This is a genomic window from Dankookia sp. P2 (assembly GCF_050632255.1).
In the GTDB taxonomy this organism is placed as follows: Bacteria; Pseudomonadota; Alphaproteobacteria; order Acetobacterales; family Acetobacteraceae; genus Paracraurococcus.
Map to the genome: position 1 here is coordinate 4,512,314 of NZ_CP192581.1, position 18,081 is coordinate 4,530,394.

Genomic DNA, 18,081 nt, shown 5'->3' on the forward strand with positions numbered 1-18,081 from the left:
GGCGGTGGCCGCGCTGACGCCGCTGGATGGCGGCGGCATCAAGACCTCCCGCGCCTCGTTGTTCGGCGGGATCGCGGTAGCGATCGGCGTCTTCGTGCTGTGGCAGGCGCTTGCACGCGATTTGGGTGTTGGCAATATCGCGTCACTGGTGAGTGGTGCCGTGGTCAGTGGTGCGATCGGATTGTGGATATGGCGCGCCGATCTGTAATTGGTGTGGAAAGGCCTGCCATCACGGGATTGCAACCCCCACATCCCGGTTCCGTTCCCTAAAGCACAGGGATGGGAAACGGGGAGCCCAGCGTGAACGAAGGAACTGGACTGCACCCCGCAGGGGCTTGGCCGACCGCGACGACTGAGGATGCCGCGGCAGGCTTGCTGGGCGCGCTGCCCGAAGGCTGGGCGATGCTCGGTCGTTGCCGGACCGGCACCGCCGGGCCGGTGGGATATCCGACCGGCTGCTGGGCACTGGCGCACCCGACCACCGGCGTGGCGCTGGTGGATGTCGCGCCGGACGCGACCCCGAATGCCGAAGCGCGGCTGCGCCGGGCGCTGGGCGCGGCGAATTTCTGGCCGGCCTTTCCTGGCTACCTGCCGGTCTGGCACGGGCGGATCGAGCTCGCCGCCTGGCGGTCGCTGCCCGGCATCATGGCCGAGGGTTTTTCCAGATTGCCGCCGCTGACCGTGCCGGGGAAGGGTGCCTGGATCGCCGCTGCCCGGGCCGCGCTGGCCGAGGATGGCGCCTGGGACGTGCCCGGCGCCGCGGCGCGTGGCCCGCGGGCGATGCCCGTTGCGACGCCGATGGACGACGAGGATGTGGATGACGTCCCGGTGGAGGCGCGGCGCCCCTGGCACGGGCGCTTGGGCCTGATGCTGGGCTTCGCAGCGACCTTCGTGGTCGGGCTGGCCAGCGGCGTGATGCTGCTGTCGGATGCTCCCCCGGCTACCCCCGCCGCCCCGCCCCCCATCAACCTGGCTGCGCTGCCCATCCCCGCGGCGACTCCGCCGCGCGAGGCGGCGGCCCCGGCGGCCGCGCCGCCCGCGGCGGTCCTGCGGGAGGCGGAGCCGGTGGTCGCCGCGATGCCGGCCGTGCCGCAGCCGATCCCGGAGACGGCCACCGAGCGGGTCGCCGAGGCGCCGCCGGTCCTGCCGCCGGCGGTGCCGGCACCTAGTTTCGGTGGGTCCGATACCGGTGAGCCGGCCGAGGTCGCCTCGGCTAGCCTGCCGCTGCCGCCAACCGTGCCGAAGGCCCCGGTGCAGAAGGCTGCGGCCCGGGCGCCGGACCGGATCGACCGTGCCTGCACCCAGGCGGTGTTCCGCTTCCAGCAGGGCCTGCCGCTGTCGCCGGCCGAGCAGGCGCATGTGCGTAACGGCTGCGCCACGCGTCGCTAACCTGCGATCATCCTGAGTGGAAGCATTCAGGCGGCTGAATCGCCGGCTCGACAACCCTGGTCCAAGGGGGAGGGCGGTGCCTCCCCCGGAGGAATTCAGCGCAGCGCGGCGTTGATCTTGTCGAGGGCCGCGGAGCCCGGCACCAGCGATGCGTCGTCCAGCCGGTTCAGCGGCAGGGCGACCGTATCCAGGTGGTGGTGGAGGTCCTCGGGCTCCGGGTCGATGTAGAGCAGGCCGGTGACGATCTCGCCGGCCGCCTTGCGCTCGTGCAGGTGGTGCATGGCGGCGACACGGTCGGTCGGGTCGTAGTCCTCGTGCAGCTTCCGCAGCCGCAGGACGGAGCCGTCATGCTGCGTCACCTCCCGCACCTCGCCCGGCGCATATTCCGCGCTGATCGGGTCTCGGCCGAGGATGACGTCGAGCTGGTTCATCGCCTCGTTGTGCTCGCGGACGAAGTCGTAGCTCTTCGTCGAGCCCTCGTGGTTGTTGAAGGCGACGCAGGGGCTGATGCAGTCGATGAAGGCCGGGCCGGGATGCCGTAGCGCCGCCTTGATGAGCGGCACGAGCTGCGTCTTGTCGCCGGAGAAGCTGCGCGCGACGAAGGTGGCGCCGAGCTGCAGCGCGATGCCGACCAAGTCGATCGGCTCGTCGTTGTTGATGGCGCCCTTCTTGGCCTTGGAGCCCTTGTCCGAGGTCGCCGAGAACTGGCCCTTGGTCAGGCCGTAGACCCCGTTGTTCTCGACGATGTAGGTCATATTCACGGCGCGGCGAATGCTGTGCGCGAACTGGCCGAAGCCGATCGAGGCGCTGTCGCCATCGCCCGAGACGCCGAGATAGGTCAGCTCCCGGTTCGCCAGGTTGGCCCCCGTGAGCACCGACGGCATCCGGCCATGCACCGAGTTGAAGCCGTGGCTGGCGCCGAGGAAGTAGTCCGGCGTCTTGGACGAACAGCCGATGCCCGACATCTTGGCGACGCGATGCGGCTCGATGTCGAGCTCGAAGCAGGCCTGGATGATGGCGGCCGAGATGCTGTCATGGCCGCAGCCGGCGCAGAGCGTGCTGATCGCGCCCTCGTAGTCGCGGCGGGTGAAGCCGAGCGCGTTCACCGGCAGCTTCGGGTGGTGCAGCTTGGGCTTGGGAAGGAAGCTCATTCCGCGGCGGCTCCGGCAAAGGGCACGACCTTCAGCGCCGAGGCGCGGTCGGCGATGGCCGCGCGGATGAAGCGCGCGGTGATCGGCGTGCCGTCGTAGTGGAGGATGGGGATCAGGCGGGAGGCATCGACATTGCCCTCCGTCATGATCAGGGTGCGCAGCTGGGCGTCGCGGTTCTGCTCGACCACGAAGACCCGGTCGTGCCGGGCGATGAAGTCCAGCACGTCGTCATGGAAGGGAAAGGCGCGGATGCGCATGGCATCCAGATGGATGCCATCGGCCTCCAGCTGCCCCAGCGCCTCCTTCATCGCCGCCGAGGAACTGCCGTAGTACAGCACGCCCGTGCGGGTCGGCTGGGCGGCGGGGCGCTCGACCGGATGGGGGACGATCTGCTTCGCCGTGTCGAACTTCCGCAGCAGCCTTTCCATGTTGTCGACATAGGCGCTGCCGACCTCGGTGTACTTGGCGAAGCGGTCGCGCGAGGTGCCGCGGGTGAAGAAGGCGCCCTTTTGCGGATGGGTGCCGGGATAGGTGCGGAAGGGGATGCCGTCGCCATCGGCGTCGAGGTAGCGGCCGAAGGTGCGCCCGGCCTCGAGCTCCTCGGCGGTCATCACCTTGCCACGGTCGAGCTGGCGCGTGTCGTCCCAGGCGAAGGGCTCGCAGAGCCAGTCGTTCATGCCGATGTCGAGGTCGAGCAGCACGAAGACTGGGGTCTGCAGCCGATCGGCCAGGTCGAAGGCGCTGGCGCCGAAGTCGAAGCACTCGCGCGGATCTTCCGGCAGCAGCACGACCTGCTTGGTGTCGCCATGGCTGGCATAGGCGGCCGAGAGCACGTCGGATTGCTGGGTGCGGGTCGGCATGCCGGTGCTGGGCCCGGCCCGCTGGACGTCGAAGATGACGGCCGGGATCTCGGCGAAATAGGCCAGGCCGAAGAATTCCGCATCAGGGAAATGCCGGGGCCGGAGGTCGCGGTGAAGGCCCGGGCGCCGTTCCAGGCGGCGCCGATGACGATGCCGATCGAGGCCAGCTCGTCCTCCGCCTGGACGATGGCGTAGCGCTTCCTGCCCGTCTCCGGCTCGGTCCGGAAGCGCTTGCAATGGCGCTCGAAGGCCTCGGCGAGCGAGGTGGAGGGGGTGATCGGGTACCAGGCGCAGACCGTGGCGCCGCCATAGACCGCGCCGAGCGCGGCGGCCGCATTGCCCTCCACGTAGATGCGGTCGCCGACCGCGTCCGAGCGCTGGAGGGTCAGGCCGAGCGGGCAGTCGAGGTTCTTCAGCGCCCAGTCGCGGCCCATGTGGAAGGCGTCGCGATTCGGCTTGGCCAGCTTCTCCTTGCCTTTGTACTGCTCGGCGAGCAGCTGCTCGATCACCGGCGGCTCGATCCCGAGCAGGGCCGAGAGCGCGCCGACATACATGATGTTCTTCAGCAGCTGGCGCTGCCGCGCATCGGTGTAGTTGGCGTTGCAGATCTGGGTCAGCGGCACGCCGATGACGTTGATGTCGCTGCGGAAGCGGGAGGCCGGCATCGGCCGCGTGCTGTCGTAGAGCAGGTAGCCGCCGGGATCGATCTCGGCGATGTCGCGATCCCAGGTCTGCGGGTTCATGGCGACCATGAGATCGACGCCGCCGCGGCGGCCGAGATGGCCCTCGCCGCTGACCCGCACCTCGAACCAGGTCGGCAGGCCCTGGATGTTGGAGGAAGATGTTGCGCGAGGCGATGGGGATGCCCATGCGCAGGATCGACTTGGCGAAGAGCTGGTTCGCGCTGGCCGAGCCCGAGCCGTTGACATTGGCGAGTGTGACGACGAAGTCGTTCGTCGCCGTCACTCCGCTGCGCATGCGTGCACCCCCTTCACGGCCTTGGCGGCTTCCAGCAGGAATTTCTGCATGTCCCAGGCTCCCGTCGGGCAGCGCTCGGCGCACATGCCGCAGTGCAGGCAGACATCCTCGTCCTTGACCATGACGCGGCCGGTCTTCAGCCCGTCCTGGACATAGAGATCCTGGGTCAGGTTCAGCGCCGGCGCCTTCAGCCGGGTGCGCAGCTCCGCTTCCTCCCCGTCCGGGGTGAAGGTGATGCAGTCCACCGGGCAGATGTCGACGCAGGCATCGCATTCGATGCAGAGGCTGGCGCTGAACACCGTCTGCACGTCGCAGTTCAGGCAGCGCTCGGCCTCCTTGAAGGCCATCTCGCGGTCGTAGCCGAGCTCGACCTCGAGCGTGATGTCGCGCAGCGCCACCGCGTCCTCGGCATGCGGCACCTTGAACCGCAGGTCGAGCGAGACGTCGTTGTCATAGCTCCACTCGTGGATGCCCATCTTCTGGCTGACGAGCGCGGTGTCGGGCGGCGGGCGCTTCGCCACATCCTCCCCGCGGCAGAAGAGGTCGATCGAGATCGCCGCGGCATGGCCATGCGCCACGGCCCAGATGATGTTCTTCGGCCCGAAGGCGGCGTCGCCGCCGAAGAAGACGTTGGGGATGGTGGACTGGTGGGTCACCTCGTCGAGCTTCGGCAGGCCCCATTTGTCGAATTCGAGTCCGATGTCGCGCTCGATCCAGGGGAAGGAGTTCTCCTGGCCGATCGCCACCAGCACGTCGTCGGCCTCGATCACCTCGTCCGGCTCGCCGGAGGGCACCAATTGGCGGCGGCCGCGGGCGTCGTATTCGGCGCGCACCTTCTCGAAGACCATGCCGGTGAGCCGGCCATTGTCGTGCAGCACTTCCTTGGGCACCAGGAAGTTGCGGATGGGGATGCCCTCGCGCAGCGCATCCTCCTTCTCCCAGGGGCTCGCCTTCATCTCCTCGAAGCCGGACCGCACCACGACCGTGACCTGCTCCCCGCCGAGGCGGCGGGCGGAGCGGCAGCAATCCATCGCGGTGTTGCCGCCGCCGAGCACGATGACCCGCCTACCCACCTCCTTGATGTGGCCGAAAGAGACGGAGGAGAGCCAGTCGATGCCGATATGGATATTGGCCGCGGCCTCGGCCCGGCCGGGCACGTCCAGCTCCCGCCCGCGCGGGGCGCCGGAGCCGACGAAGACCGCGTCATAGCCCTCGGCCAGCAGCGCCTTCAGGCTTTCGACCCGCTGGCCGTAATGCGTGGTGACGCCGCCACGGTCGGTGATGTAGCCGACCTCCTCGTCGATCACCTCGGCTGGCAGGCGGAAGCGCGGGATCTGGCTGCGGATGAAGCCGCCGCCCTGCTTCTCCCCGTCATAGACATGCACCTCGTAGCCGAGCGGGGCGAGGTCGCGGGCGACGGTCAGGCTGGACGGGCCGGCGCCGATGCAGGCGATGCGGCGGCCGTTGCCGGCTGCGGGGATGGCGGGCAGCCGGCCACGGATATCGGCCTTGTTGTCGGCCGCCACGCGCTTCAGCCGGCAGATGGCGACGGGCTCGTCCTCCACCCGGCTGCGGCGGCAGGCCGGCTCGCAGGGCCGGTCGCAGGTGCGGCCGAGGATTCCGGGGAAGACATTGGACTGCCAGTTGACCATGTAGGCGTCGCTGTACCGTCCCGCGGCGATCATCCGAATGTATTCGGGGACCGGGGTGTGGGCGGGGCAGGCCCACTGGCAATCGACGACCTTGTGAAAGTAGTCCGGATCGCGGATGTCGGTCGGCTTCAAGCGGACGGTTCCCTCGTTGCGGGGATCATTGCAGCTGGGATGGGAGCCGGTGGCGCTCCGCCCGCCCGGCACGCGACGCCGGAACCGGCTGGATGGCCAGGACTCGCATTGATTTCCTCCCACGCCCTTACGGGCCGGCGAAGCTTGCCCCACAACCGAAAATCCCGCAACGACCCCGCCGTCTGGCCGAAAAGGCGTGATTGCGGCCCCGGTCCGGGCGAGCGGCGCCGATGATGCGCTGCGGGGCAGGGCGGCGCGAGGCGGCTCCCCTACACGTCAGCGTGCGGCATCGGTCACGAGGCGGCGGCTTCAGGCGCCGGGCATGGCGGCGAGGCCGGCCAGCACCTCCTCCACCGGCAGCACATCCGCGTATTTGACAGCCATGTCGTAGAGATTGGCGAAATGCGGGCCCTCATGCCGGTCCGCGGTGCACTCCACCGGCACGATGACGCGGAAGCCGCAGGACAGGCCATCCACCGCGGTGGCGCGGACGCAGCCTGAGGTGGAGCCGCCGGTGACGACGATGGTGTCGACGCCGCGAAAGGTCAGCAGGGAGCGGAGATGGGTCTCGAAGAAGGCCGAGGCCATGCGCTTGCGAAGGAGGATGTCGCCGGCGGCGATGTTCAGCCGCGGGTCGAGCGCGGCGCGCGGCGAGCCTGGCCTGATGTTCTGCAGGCTGTCCGGCGTGTCGCTGCGGGTCCCCCAGACGCCGCAATCGGCGCCGTCGGCGTCGTAGGCGACATGGGTCCATACGACGGGGAAGCCGCGGGTGCGGCAAAGCGCCGCGAGGCGGTCCACCTGGTCCAGCTGCCGCGGATCGGTCTCGTAGGCCGTAGTTGGGAAGGCGACGAGGTCGGTATAGGCCCGCTGCAGGTCCACGTTGATCAGCGCGGCGCGCCGGCCGAAGCCGAAACGCCGCCGCGGCGGCGCCACCTGCAGCGCCGCCCAGAGCTGTCGCGCGGTCAGCGGGCTTTCCTGCATCGCCGGCTCAGGCCGCGATGCCGAGATTGGCGCGGCTCCTCATCATGGGCTGGATGCGGGTGCCGGAATTCTCGACGCCCGAGACGAACTCGTCGAAGGTCAGCATGACGCCCTGCAGGCCGGGGATTTCGGCGCATTCGTCGAGCAGCCGCGCCACCGTCTCGTAGGACCCGATCAGCCGCAGCATGTTGGTCGGCACGCGGTCCGACCGCACCATGCGGCCGACGGTCGAATGCGCCTCCGCCTTCACATCCTGGCCGGCTTGGCCATCACGCCAGGCCAGCGCCTCGAGGTCGGTGCCGGCGACGTAGTGGTCCCACTTCTTCATGGCCAGTTCGTCGGTCTCGTCGGCGATGATCATGGTCAGCGCCAGCGCGCCGCAGTTGCGGCCCGAGGCAGCGGTCGCCGCACGCAGCCGCTCGACATGCGGGGCGAGGGATTGCGGCGTGTTGATGCCGCCGCCCGAGAGGAAGTTGTAGTCGGCGTGCTCGGCCGCGAAGCGCATGCCGCGGTTCGACTGGCCGGCGGCGATGATCTCGATCGGCGCCATCGGCTGCGGGTCCAGCCGGCAATCCTCCATCTGGAAATAGGGGCCCTTGTGGTTCGACACGCCGGTCGTCCACAGGTCGCGCAGGACGGTGACGTATTCCTCGCAGAATTCGTAGCGCCGCTCGAAATGCGCATCGCCGGGCCAGATGCCCATCTGGGTGTATTCGGCCTTCTGCCAGCCGGAGACGATGTTCACCCCGAAGCGGCCATGGCTGATGCTGTCGCAGGTCACCGCCATGCGGGCGATCAGCGCCGGCGGGATCGACAGCACGGCGACCGAGGCGAAGAGCTTGATCCGGCTGGTGACGGCGGCGAGGCCGGCCATCAGCGTGAAGCTTTCCAGGTTGAAGTCCCAGTAGCGGCTCGGCCCGCCGAAGCCGCGCAGCTTGATCATCGACAGCGCGAAGTCGAAGCCGTGGCGCTCGGCGCGCTGCGTCACCTCGCGGTTCAGGTCGAAGCTCGGCTTGTATTGCGGAGAGGTGGAGGAGATCAGCCAGCCATTGTTGCCGATGGGGATGAAGACGCCGATCTGCATGGGGGCTGCTGCTCCGTCAGGCGGCGCGGCACGAGGCGCGTTCCGCGATGGGGCAATTGAACACCACAGGGGCAGTTGGCCGGCAAGGCATTTGTTGTGCCGCACGAATAGGCGACGTGCCCGCATTTGCCGCATCGATGGGCGGCGGCGCGCCGCGTCAGCCTTGCGCCGCCTCCGCCAGGGCATGCACCCGCAGCGCGCTGGCCAGCGGCTGCGCCGCGTCCCCGCGGGCGGTGTCGATCCGCGTCACCAATGCCGCCAGGCTCAGCCCATGCCGCTGCGCCGCTGCCTCGAGCGCCGTCCAGAACTCGGGCTCGAGCGCGACGGAGGTGCGGTGGCCCGCCAGTTGGAAGCTGCGCTTCCGCAGATGACGGGCCGCCGCCATCTCAATCCCCGAGCGAGGCGCCGGGCGCCACCATGTCCTCCGGCCGGACCCAGCGGTCGAAATCCTCTCCGCTGACGAAGCCGAGCTGCTGCGCCGCGTTGCGCAGGGTCAGGTTCTCCGCCAGCGCCTTCTTGCCGATCCGCACCGCCTTGTCGTAGCCGATATGCGGGTTCAGCGCGGTCACCAGCATCAGCGACTTGGCCATGTTCTCCGCCAGGCGCTCGTGGTTCGGCTGCAGCTTGGCCACCATGTTCTCGGCGAAGCTCTCCGCCGCGTCGGCCAGCAGCGTCGCCGATTGCAGCACGGCCTGGATGATCACCGGCTTGAAGACGTTGAGCTCGAGGAAGCTCTGCGCCCCGGCGACGGTGACGGTAGTAGTGTTGCCCATCACCTGGGCGCAGACCATGGTCAGCGCCTCCGACTGGGTCGGGTTGGTCTTGCCCGGCATGATGGAGGAGGAGAGCCCGTCCGCCGGCACGATCAGCTCGGCAAGGCCGGAGCGCGGCCCGCTGCCGAGCAGGCGGATGTCGTTGCCGAGCTTGTTGAGCGAGACGGCGATGACGTTCATCACCCCCTGCAGCTCGACCATGGCGTCATGTGCCCCCATGCCCTCGAACTTGTTCGGGTTGGGGGTGAAGGCCAGCGCCGCTGCGCTCGGCGACGATCGCGCAGAACACCGTGTCGAAATCCGGGTGCCGGTTCAGCCCGGTGCCGACCGCGGTGCCGCCCTGCGGCAGCGAGAGCAGCCGCGGCATGACCCCGCGCAGCCGTTCCTGAGCCAGCTCCACCTGCCGCGCCCAGGCGCCGATTCCTGACCGAGCGTGACCGGCACCGCATCCATCATGTGGGTGCGGCCGATCTTGATGATGCCCGCCCATTCCTCCGACCGTTTCCAGAGCGCCGCATGCAGCCGCCCCAGCGCCGGCAGCAGCCGCCCCGCCACCGCCTCGGCCGCGGCAAGGTGCATCATGGTCGGGAAATTGTCGTTGGAGGACTGGCCGCGATTGACGTGGTCGTTCGGATGCACCGGCTTCCGCGACCCCAGCGGCTGGCCGAGGATCTCGTTGGCGCGGTTCGAGATCACCTCGTTGGCGTTCATGTTGGTCTGGGTGCCCGATCCGGTCTGCCAGACCGGCAACGGGAAATCGGCGTCGCGGGCGCCGTCGGCGATTTCCTGCGCCGCCTGCTTGATGGGATCCACCAGCTCGGCCGGCAGCTCGCCGAGCCGGCCATTGGCCTCGGCACAGGCCCATTTGTGGAGGCCGACGGCGCGGATCAGCCCGGGCGGGAAGCGTTCCGTCCCGATGCGGAAGAGCTGCCGGGGCGCGCTCGGTCTGCGGGCCCCAGTAGCGGGCGGCCGGGATGTCGATGGTGCCGAGGCTGTCGGTCTCGGTGCGGGTCTGGTCGGCCATGGCGCACTCCCTGCAGGGATGGTCTGCGGAAGAACGCCGAGGGGGCGGGAAGATCACCCGCCCGTCAAGCGCCGGCGGTCACGGGGAGTAGGAGGAGACCTCGATCAGGTTGCCCTCGGGGTCGCGGCAATAGACCGAGCCCATGGCGCCGAGCGCGCCCTGCCGCGTGACCGGGCCGAGCTCGATCGTCACGCCGCAGCTGTGGAACTGGCCGACGATGTCGTCCACCGCGACGGCGACGATGAAGCAGAGGTCCTGGGTGCCGGGCAGGCAGGTCTTGGCCGCCAGCCAATCCGCCTGGCTGGCGTCATGCGGCCGTAGGTTGATCTTCTGCCCGCCGAGATTTCAGCGCAACGCGGGAGGGGCTGCCGAAATCCTCCCGCTCCATGCCCAGCACGCGCTGGTACCAGCTCGCCATCTTTTCGATGTCGGTGCAGTTGATGACCAGGTGGTCGAGGCGATCCACGGCGAAACGCATGGTTACGGATGTCCCTTCGGCAGGCGTGCCGTCACTTCGATCTCGATGCGCATGGCATCGGTCTGCAGCCCGGCATGGATGAGGGTGGAGGCAGGCTTCGCCTTGCCCAGGTGGCGCTTCACCACCGGCCAGCAGGGCTCCCAGTCCTCCCGCCGCGGCACGATGAAGAGCACGCGGACGACGTCGTCGAGGCTGGCGCCGGCCTCGGCCAGGGCCTGCGCGATGTTGCGGAAGGCCTGGTCGGCCTGGGCAACGACGTCGTCGGCGATGGTCATCGCGGCATAGTCGTAGCCGGTGGTGCCGGAGACCCAGACATGGTCGCCGTCCACCACGGCGCGGCTGTAGCCGATCTCCTCCTCGAAGCGGCTACCGGAGGAAATCAGCTTGCGCATCGGCGCCTACTCCAGCCCCTCGTAGAAGTCGTTCCCCTTGTCGTCCATGACGATGAAGGCGGGGAAATCCTCGACCTCGATGCGCCAGACCGCCTCCATGCCGAGCTCGGGATACTCCAGCACCTCGACCTTCCTGATGCAGTCCTGCGCCAGCCGGGCCGCCGGGCCGCCGATGCTGCCGAGGTAGAAGCCGCCATGCGCCTTGCAGGCGTTCAGCACCGCCTTGCTGCGGTTGCCCTTGGCCAGCATCACCAGGCTGCCGCCGGCCGCCTGGAAGGCCTGGACGTAGCTGTCCATGCGCCCCGCGGTGGTCGGGCCGAAGCTGCCGGTCGGCATGCCCTCCGGCGTCTTGGCCGGGCCGGCGTAATAGACCGGGTGGTCCTTGATGTAGTCGGGCAGTCCCTGGCCGGCGTCGATGCGTTCCTGCAGCTTGGCATGGGCGATGTCGCGCGCCACCACCATGGTGCCGGTCAGCGAGACGCGCGTCTTCACCGGGTGCTTCGAAAGCTCGGCGCGGATCTCCGCCATCGGGCGGTTGAGGTCGATCTTCACCACCTCGCCGCCCAGGATGTCGGCCGTGGTCTCCGGCAGGAAGCGGGCGGGGTCGTGCTCCAGCTCCTCGAGGAACACGCCCTCCGGCGTGATCTTCGCCTTGATCTGCCGGTCGGCGGAGCAGCTCACGCCGATGGCGATGGGCAGCGAGGCGCCGTGCCGCGGCAGCCGCACGATGCGCACGTCGTGGCAGAAGTACTTGCCGCCGAACTGCGCGCCGATGCCGAGATTCTGCGTCAGCTTGTGCACCTCGGCCTCCAGCGCCGTGTCGCGGATGGCGTGGCCGGAGCGGTCGCCCTCGGTCGGCAGCCCGTCGAGGTAGCGCGTGCTGGCAAGCTTCACCGCCTTCAGCGCCGTCTCGGCCGTGGTGCCGCCGATGACCACCGCCAGGTGGTAGGGCGGGCAGGCGCTGGTGCCGAGGGTCTTCACCTTCTCCTCGATGAAGGCCAGCAGCTTCGGCTTGTTCAGCACCGCGCGGGTCTGCTGGTAGAGGAAGGTCTTGCTAGCCGAGCCAGCCGCCCTTGAGGACGAACATCAGGTGCAGTTCGTCGGCGTGGTGCTCGCCGGGCGCCGCCATGATGGAGAAGTCGACGGGGAGGTTGTTGCCGGTGTTGACCTCCTCGAACATGCTCAAGGGCGCCATCTGTGAGTAGCGCAGGTTGGTCTCGGTATAGGTGCGGGCGACGCCGTAGCTGATCGCCTCCTCCTCGTCGCCCTCGACCCAGACCCGCTGGCCCTTCTTGCCGAAGACGATCGCCGTGCCGGTGTCCTGGCACATCGGCAGCCTGCCGCCGGCGGCGATGGAGGCGTTCTTCAGCAGGTCGAGCGCGACGAAGCGGTCGTTCGCCGAGGCCTCGGGGTCCTTCAGGATATTCGCCAGCTGCTGCAGGTGGCCGGGGCGCAGCAGGTGGGAGACGTCCTTGCAGGCCTGGAAGGCCAATTGCTCCAGCGCCTCGGGCGAGACCTTGAGCACCGTCCTGCCCTCGACCTCGATGGTCGAGACGCCCTCGATCGGGAGCTTGCGGTAGGGGTGGTGTCCTCGGCCAGCGGGAACATCGGGCTGTAGAGGAAGCCGGAGGGGCGGCTTGGCTGGCTCACCGGGCCGGCATCGACATCCTGCGCGGGGCCGCGCAGGTCGTCCTTCGACAGCGCGGCGGCGGCATCCTGGGGAGGGGTCACGGGCGATCTCCGCACGGGGGCACCGCGGGGCCCCTGCCGGGTGCAGGGGCGACCGGGCGGCGCCGTCAATCCTCGGCGGGATTACTCCAGCGCGGGCGCGAAGCCAACCGGCGCGGCGGCGGGAGCTCAGGTCCTGGCCGCGTCAGTCCCGCTTGCGGCGGAAGGCGTCCAGGCTGACCACCTGCGGCTTGGCATCGGGGGCGGCTGCCGCCGGCTTCGCGACCGGCGCGCGGCGGCGGCCGGCTCCGGCGCCGGGAAGCGCAGGCCGAAGCGCGCCTGCGGGTCGGCGAAGGCGGTCAGCGCCTTGAAAGGCACCACCAGCGTCGCCGGCACGCCGCCGAAGGACAGCCCGACCGAGAAGCTGCCGGCGCCGCGATCCACCTTCAGATCCCAGAATTTGTGCTGCAGGACGATGGTCATCTCCTGCGGGTAGCGCGCCTTCAGGTGGCCCGGGATGGCCACGCCGGGGAATCCCGTGCGGAAGGTGACGTAGAAATGGTGCTCGCCCGGCAGGCCGCGGCGGCCGGCATGATCCAGCGCCTCGACCGCGACGGCGCGCAGCGCTTCCTCGGCCCATTCGGCATAGGGCAACAGACTGTCAACGGGCGCAGTGGTCTCGTTCATGATCCAACCCTTCCCCTATAAATAAGCGAGGAGATCAACTCACGGAAGTGGGAGGATTCATTAACCGTCGGGAGATTTTCGGAAAGTGGGGGGCTTCTGTTGCCCGGTGCCCCCCGAACCGCGCTTGTTTACTGCTTACGCAGCAACAGCGAGTGCGTCGTTGTCGTTCGCACTTATCAATGGCCCGATGACGGCGGAACCATGCCGGGCAAAAACGGCCCCATTACCACGCGCGTCGAGCCTGTTTCGCCCCTCGCCGGCGTCCCGACATGGACGCTTGAGATGGTGGAGGCGCCGGGCACTGCCCCCGGGTCCGCAACGCTTATCCCGAGCCGTGTTTATCACCATAGTCGGTCGGGATCGCTCCCGGACGACGGCATTGATATAGGACAGGGCGGCCGCACTTGCCAGGGGTGCATCCTGCGACGGGTGCCTTGCCTGCCATCTGGTGGCGCCGGGGAGTTCACGATGACCGAAGGGACCGCCGCCGCGCCATGACGCGCCGTGAGTTGCTGTTGCTCGGCGCCACGGCGGCTGCAGCCGGCGCGGGCGGATACCTGCTTGGCCATGGCGCCGCGCCGCCGCCGCCCGAGGCGACCGCCGCCGCGCCCGAGCCCGTCCTGCCGCAGGAGGTGACGCTTTCGGCCGAGGCGGCCGCCAATTTCGGCCTGCGCACCGCCCCGGTGGAGCGCCGGCCGCTGGTCCGCAGCGTCCGCGTCACCGGCAGCGTCGGCTTCAACGAGCTGCGCCTGGCGCATATCCAGCCGCTCGCCCGCGGCCGGGTGCAGGCGATCGAGGTGGCGATCGGCGACCGGGTCCGCACCGGCCAGCGCCTGGCCATCCTCGACGCGCTCGACCTGGCCGAGGCGCGGCACCAGCTCTCCGGCGCCGAGGCGGCGCTCCGCCAGGCCCAGGCGGAGACCCAGACCGCCCGCGCCGCGCTGAACCGGGCCACCGAGCTGGTCCGCGGCGGATCCCTGGCGCAGAGCGAGCTGGAGCGGCGCCGCGCCGACCTGGCCCGGGCCGATGCCGCGGTGCAGACCCGGGCGACCGAGGTCGAGCACTGGCGGGAGATGCTGGCCCGCTACAGCCCGACCGGACCGATGGCGCAGGAGCCGGCCGATGCGGTGCGGCTCTCCGCCCCGACGCCTGTCGACGCCCGCGGCGCCATCCTGGCGCCCTTCGACGGCGCCGTGCTGGCGATCGGCGCGACGCCGGGCGAGCTGGTCGATACCAACCGGGAGATCTTCACCCTCGCCGACCTCTCCCTGGTCTGGGTCATGGCGGATGTGCCCGAGCGCGACCTGGCCGCGGTGAAGCCGGGCGCCGCGGTCGCCATCGCGGTCGAGGCCTATCCCGGGCGGCGCTTTCCCGGCCGCGTCGCCTATGTCGCCGACCAGCTCGATGTCCGCACCGGCACCGCCAAGGTGCGCTGCGAGATCCCCAACCCGGACGGCGCGCTGAAGGTCAACATGTTCGCCATCGTCGAGATCTCGGCCCCCCTGGGCCGCGACGGGCTGCTGGTGCCGGATGCGGCGCTGCAATCGGTGGACGACCAGCCGGTGGTCTTCCTGGCGCTGGGGGAGGCGCGCTTCGCCCCCGCGCGGTGCGGCCCGGCCTGCGGCAGGACGGCATGACCGAGATCGCCGAGGGGCTCGAGGCCGGCGACCGCATCGCCACCGAGGGCAGCTTCCGCCTCAAGGCCCTGCTGCTGCAGGGCCGCGTCGATGCCAAGGACTAACGCGCCATGATCGCCCGCCTGGTCGATGCGGCGCTGGCCAACCGTATCGTCGTGCTGATGCTGGTCGGCCTGCTGGTGGCGATGGGGCTCTACGACCTCCGCCGCCTGCCGATCGACGCGCAGCCCGACATCTCCCCCGGCAGGTGCTGGTCATCACCCAGGCGCCCGGCCTCGGCCCGCTCGAGGTCGAGCGCTTCATCACCTTCCCGGTGGAGCTCGCCCTGCAGGGCCTGCCGCGGATGGAGAACCTCCGCTCGGTCTCCCGCTACGGGCTTTCGGTCGTCTATGTCCGCTTTTCGGACGAGACGGACATCTACGCCGCCCGCAACCTGGTCTTCTCCCGCCTGCCCTCGGTGCAGGTGCCGCCCGAATCCGGCCGGCCGGAGATGGGGCCGGTCTCGACCGGATTGGGCGAGATCTTCCAGTTCGAGCTGCGCGGTGCCGGCCGCAGCCTGATGGAGCTGCGCAGCATCCTCGACTGGCAGGTCGCACCAAGGCTGCGCCAGGTGCCGGGCATCATCGACGTCAATGCCAATGGCGGCGAGCTGAAGACCTACGAGGTCCAGGTCGCGGCCGATGCGCTGACCCGCTTCGGCCTGTCGCTGGCCGAGGTCTTCGCCGCCATCGAGCGCAACAACGGCGCCCGCGGCGGCGCGACGCTGGAGCGGAACGGCGAGCAGGCGGTGATCCGCGGCGAGGGTCTGATCGCCGACCCGGCGGATATCGGCCGCGTCGTGCTGCGGACCGGGGAGGGGGCGTCCCCCTCTATGTCCGCGACATCGCCGAGGTCACCGCGGCGCCGCGCCCGCGGCTCGGCGCCGTCACCCGCGATGGCCGCGGCGAGGCGGTGGTCGGCATCGCCCTGATGCTGCTGGGCGAGAACACGCGGGAGGTCGGCGACCGGGTGCGGACGGCGGTCGAGAGCATCGGCCGCAGCCTGCCGCCGGGCGTCGAGATCGCCCCCTATTACGACCGCGCCGACCTGATCAGCCGCACCATCCACACGGTCGCCAAGAACCTGATCGAGGGCGCCGTCCTGGTTGTGGTGGTGCTGCTGGTGCTGCTGGGCAATATCCGCGCCGGGCTGGTGGTGGCGCTGGCGATCCCGCTGTCGATGCTCGCCGCCGCCACCGCCATGGTGCATGCCGGGATCTCCGGCAACCTGATGAGCCTCGGCGCCATCGATTTCGGCCTGATCGTCGACGGCGCGGTGGTGATGATCGAGAACGTCGTCCGCCGCCGCGGCGAGGCGCCGCAGCGGCCGGTCGAGCAGGTGGTGCGGGAGGCGGCGCATGAGGTCGGCCGTCCCATCCTGTTCGCCGTCACCATCATCACCGTCGTCTACCTGCCGCTGCTGAGCCTGCAGGGGGTCGAGGGCAAGATGTTCCGCCCGATGGCGCTGACGGTGATCTTCGCCCTCGTCGCCTCCCTCGTGCTGACCTTGGTGCTGATGCCGGTGCTGGCCAGCTTCGCGCTGCGCGGCCCGGTCTCCGAGCACGACAGCTGGGTCATCGCCCGGGTCCGCCGCGCCTATGCCCCGCTGCTCGAGCGGTCGGAGCGGCATCCGGTGCCGGCCATCGGCATCGCCCTCGCCTTGCTGGTCGGCAGCGGCATCCTGGCGACGCGGCTCGGCGCCGAGTTCATCCCGCGCCTCGACGAGGGCGCGCTGGCCGTCACCATCACCAAGCTGCCGAGCATCGGGCTTTCGACCGCGGTCGAGACGACGACGCTGGTGGAGAAGACGCTGCTGCGCTTCCCCGAGGTGAAGACCGTGGTCAGCCTCTCCGGCAGTTCGGAGATCCCGACCGATCCGATGGGGTCGAGCAGAGCGACAGCTTCATCATCCTGAAGCCGCGCGAGGAATGGACCACGGCACCCGACCGCGAGGGGCTGATCGCCGCCTATGGCGAGGCGCTCGATCGGGAAGTGCCCGGCCTCCAGCTTTCCTGGTCGCAGCCGATCGAGATGCGCATGCAGGACCTGCTGCAGGGCGTGCGCTCCGACGTCGCCGTCATCATCTATGGCGACGACCCGGCGGCGCTGCGCCGGGCCGCCGAGGCCACGGTGCAGGCGGTGGCGCGGGTGCCGGGCGCGGCCGACGTGAAGGCGGAGCAAACCGCCGGGCAGCCCTACCTCAGGATCATCATCGACCGCGAGGCGGTTGCCCGCTACGGCCTCAATGCCTCCGACGTGCTCGACGTGGTCGAGGCGCTGGGCGGGCGCACCGTCGGCACGCTGGTCGAGGGCAATGCCCGCTTCGACATCCGCGTCCGGCTGCGGCCGGAGGACCGCGCCGATCCCGACCGCATCCGCGCGCTCCGCATCGCCGACGCCAATGGCCGCGCCGTGCCGCTGACCCAGCTGGCGCGCGTGGTGGTGGAGGACGGGCCGGCCCAGGTCAGCCGCGAGAAGGGCCGCCGCCGCATCACCGTGGAGGCCAATGTCCGCGGCCGCGACATCGCCAGCTTCGTCGCCGAGGCGCAGGCCGCGGTGCAAAGCCAGGTCCGCCTGCCGGCGGGCTATTCGATGGACTGGGGCGGCCAATTCCAGAACCTGCAGGAGGCGACGGCGCGGCTGACCGTGGTGGTGCCGGCGGCGCTCGCGCTGATCTTCGGCCTGCTCTACGTGATGTTCCGCAGCCTCCGCCTCTCCGCGCTGATCTTCGTCAACGTGCCCTTCGCCGCAACGGGGGGCGTGCTGGCGCTCTGGCTGCGCGACCTGCCCTTCAGCATCTCGGCCGCCGTCGGCTTCATCGCGCTCTTCGGCATCGCGGTGCTGAACGGGGTGGTGCTGGTCAGCACCATCGTCGAGCAGCGGCTGGAGGGGAAGGACGCCATGGCGGCGGCGCGCGACGCGGCGATGCTGCGGCTGCGCCCGGTGCTGATGACGGCGACCGTCGCAAGCCTCGGCTTCCTGCCAATGGCGATCTCGACCAGCGCGGGGGCCGAGGTGCAGCGGCCCTTGGCCACGGTGGTGATCGGCGGGCTGGTGACTGCGACCATGCTGACGCTGCTGGTGTTGCCGACGCTCTATCCCTGGGTCGCGGGGCGGAAATAAGAAAGATCGGGGAGAAGGTATTCTCCCCGAACCC

12 protein-coding genes, 1 other RNA gene and 4 pseudogenes are annotated in these 18,081 nt (G+C 69.9%); 4 read left to right on the plus strand and 13 right to left on the minus strand.

The features are described 5' to 3' along the window. Positions 1-4 precede the first annotated feature (4 nt). Both ACQ86J_RS26725 and ACQ86J_RS26730 read left to right on the plus strand, forming a co-directional pair. The gene (locus tag ACQ86J_RS26725; protein WP_431267917.1) at positions 5-208 is read left to right on the plus strand and encodes a hypothetical protein; all 204 of its coding nucleotides are present in this window, start codon (positions 5-7) and stop codon (positions 206-208) included. 164 nt (positions 209-372) lie between these two features. Then, positions 373-1,389, plus strand: coding sequence for a hypothetical protein (locus ACQ86J_RS26730; RefSeq protein WP_431267918.1), 1,017 nt, complete (start codon positions 373-375; stop codon positions 1,387-1,389). Between the two features lie 95 nt (positions 1,390-1,484). Here ACQ86J_RS26730 and ACQ86J_RS26735 read toward each other — a convergent pair whose 3' ends face one another. The 13 genes and pseudogenes from ACQ86J_RS26735 to ssrA all read right to left on the minus strand — a co-directional run bounded on the left by ACQ86J_RS26735 (position 1,485) and on the right by ssrA (position 13,663). Continuing rightward, positions 1,485-2,540, minus strand: coding sequence for a 2-oxoacid:ferredoxin oxidoreductase subunit beta (locus ACQ86J_RS26735; protein WP_431267919.1), 1,056 nt, complete (start codon positions 2,538-2,540; stop codon positions 1,485-1,487). Further along, positions 2,537-4,329: pseudogene (locus ACQ86J_RS26740) on the minus strand (2-oxoacid:acceptor oxidoreductase subunit alpha). The gene ACQ86J_RS26735 and the pseudogene ACQ86J_RS26740 overlap by 4 nt, the downstream one beginning before the upstream one ends. A 33-nt stretch (positions 4,330-4,362) precedes the next feature. Next, on the minus strand, positions 4,363-6,162 hold the full coding sequence (locus ACQ86J_RS26745; protein ID WP_431267920.1) for an FAD-dependent oxidoreductase: 1,800 nt from the start codon (positions 6,160-6,162) through the stop codon (positions 4,363-4,365). Between the two features lie 309 nt (positions 6,163-6,471). Further along, a complete protein-coding gene (locus ACQ86J_RS26750) occupies positions 6,472-7,143 on the minus strand; it encodes an isochorismatase family protein (RefSeq protein WP_431267921.1) in 672 nt (223 codons plus the stop codon). A gap of 7 nt (positions 7,144-7,150) precedes the next feature. Next, the gene (gene rutA / locus ACQ86J_RS26755) at positions 7,151-8,227 is read right to left on the minus strand and encodes a pyrimidine utilization protein A (RefSeq protein WP_431267922.1); all 1,077 of its coding nucleotides are present in this window, start codon (positions 8,225-8,227) and stop codon (positions 7,151-7,153) included. 157 nt (positions 8,228-8,384) lie between these two features. Beyond that, positions 8,385-8,612 carry a ribbon-helix-helix domain-containing protein gene (locus tag ACQ86J_RS26760; RefSeq protein ID WP_431267923.1) on the minus strand — a complete coding sequence of 76 codons (228 nt, stop codon included), beginning with the start codon at positions 8,610-8,612 and terminating at the stop codon, positions 8,385-8,387. A 1-nt stretch (position 8,613) separates the two neighbouring features. After that, positions 8,614-9,219 (minus strand): lyase family protein, encoded by a 606-nt coding sequence (locus ACQ86J_RS26765; protein WP_431267924.1) that lies wholly within the window; start codon positions 9,217-9,219, stop codon positions 8,614-8,616. 93 nt (positions 9,220-9,312) lie between these two features. Further along, positions 9,313-10,044: a lyase family protein gene (locus ACQ86J_RS26770; RefSeq protein ID WP_431272542.1), complete on the minus strand. Its 732-nt coding sequence runs from the start codon at positions 10,042-10,044 to the stop codon at positions 9,313-9,315. Between the two features lie 58 nt (positions 10,045-10,102). Then, positions 10,103-10,502, minus strand: a pseudogene (locus ACQ86J_RS26775) (VOC family protein). Positions 10,503-10,504: 2 nt separating this feature from the next. Continuing rightward, positions 10,505-10,894, minus strand: coding sequence for a RidA family protein (locus tag ACQ86J_RS26780; RefSeq protein WP_431267925.1), 390 nt, complete (start codon positions 10,892-10,894; stop codon positions 10,505-10,507). A 6-nt stretch (positions 10,895-10,900) separates the two neighbouring features. Further along, a pseudogene (locus ACQ86J_RS26785) lies at positions 10,901-12,502 on the minus strand (fumarate hydratase). 249 nt (positions 12,503-12,751) lie between these two features. Continuing rightward, positions 12,752-13,249 carry an SspB family protein gene (locus ACQ86J_RS26790; RefSeq protein ID WP_431267926.1) on the minus strand — a complete coding sequence of 166 codons (498 nt, stop codon included), beginning with the start codon at positions 13,247-13,249 and terminating at the stop codon, positions 12,752-12,754. An 84-nt stretch (positions 13,250-13,333) separates the two neighbouring features. Next, positions 13,334-13,663: a transfer-messenger RNA gene (gene ssrA, locus ACQ86J_RS26795) on the minus strand. Positions 13,664-13,743: 80 nt separating this feature from the next. On the opposite strand from ssrA, the gene ACQ86J_RS26800 reads away from it, so the two are divergent. Together ACQ86J_RS26800 and ACQ86J_RS26805 are read left to right on the plus strand one after the other, a co-directional pair. Next, a complete protein-coding gene (locus tag ACQ86J_RS26800) occupies positions 13,744-14,886 on the plus strand; it encodes an efflux RND transporter periplasmic adaptor subunit (protein ID WP_431267927.1) in 1,143 nt (380 codons plus the stop codon). A gap of 110 nt (positions 14,887-14,996) precedes the next feature. Beyond that, a pseudogene (locus tag ACQ86J_RS26805) lies at positions 14,997-18,047 on the plus strand (efflux RND transporter permease subunit). Positions 18,048-18,081 lie beyond the last annotated feature (34 nt).

Bases quoted from the DNA above. Each gene is read 5' to 3' on its own strand.
- ACQ86J_RS26750 (WP_431267921.1), bottom strand. From the start codon at position 7,143: ATGCAGGAAAGCCCGCTGACCGCGCGACAGCTCTGGGCGGCGCTGCAG.
- ACQ86J_RS26760 (WP_431267923.1), bottom strand. From the start codon at position 8,612: ATGGCGGCGGCCCGTCATCTGCGGAAGCGCAGCTTCCAACTGGCGGGC.
- ACQ86J_RS26780 (WP_431267925.1), bottom strand. From the start codon at position 10,894: ATGCGCAAGCTGATTTCCTCCGGTAGCCGCTTCGAGGAGGAGATCGGC.
- ACQ86J_RS26735 (WP_431267919.1), bottom strand. From the start codon at position 2,540: ATGAGCTTCCTTCCCAAGCCCAAGCTGCACCACCCGAAGCTGCCGGTG.
- ACQ86J_RS26765 (WP_431267924.1), bottom strand. From the start codon at position 9,219: ATGGGGGCACATGACGCCATGGTCGAGCTGCAGGGGGTGATGAACGTC.
- ACQ86J_RS26790 (WP_431267926.1), bottom strand. From the start codon at position 13,249: ATGAACGAGACCACTGCGCCCGTTGACAGTCTGTTGCCCTATGCCGAA.
- ACQ86J_RS26800 (WP_431267927.1), top strand. From the start codon at position 13,744: ATGACGCGCCGTGAGTTGCTGTTGCTCGGCGCCACGGCGGCTGCAGCC.
- rutA (WP_431267922.1), bottom strand. From the start codon at position 8,227: ATGCAGATCGGCGTCTTCATCCCCATCGGCAACAATGGCTGGCTGATC.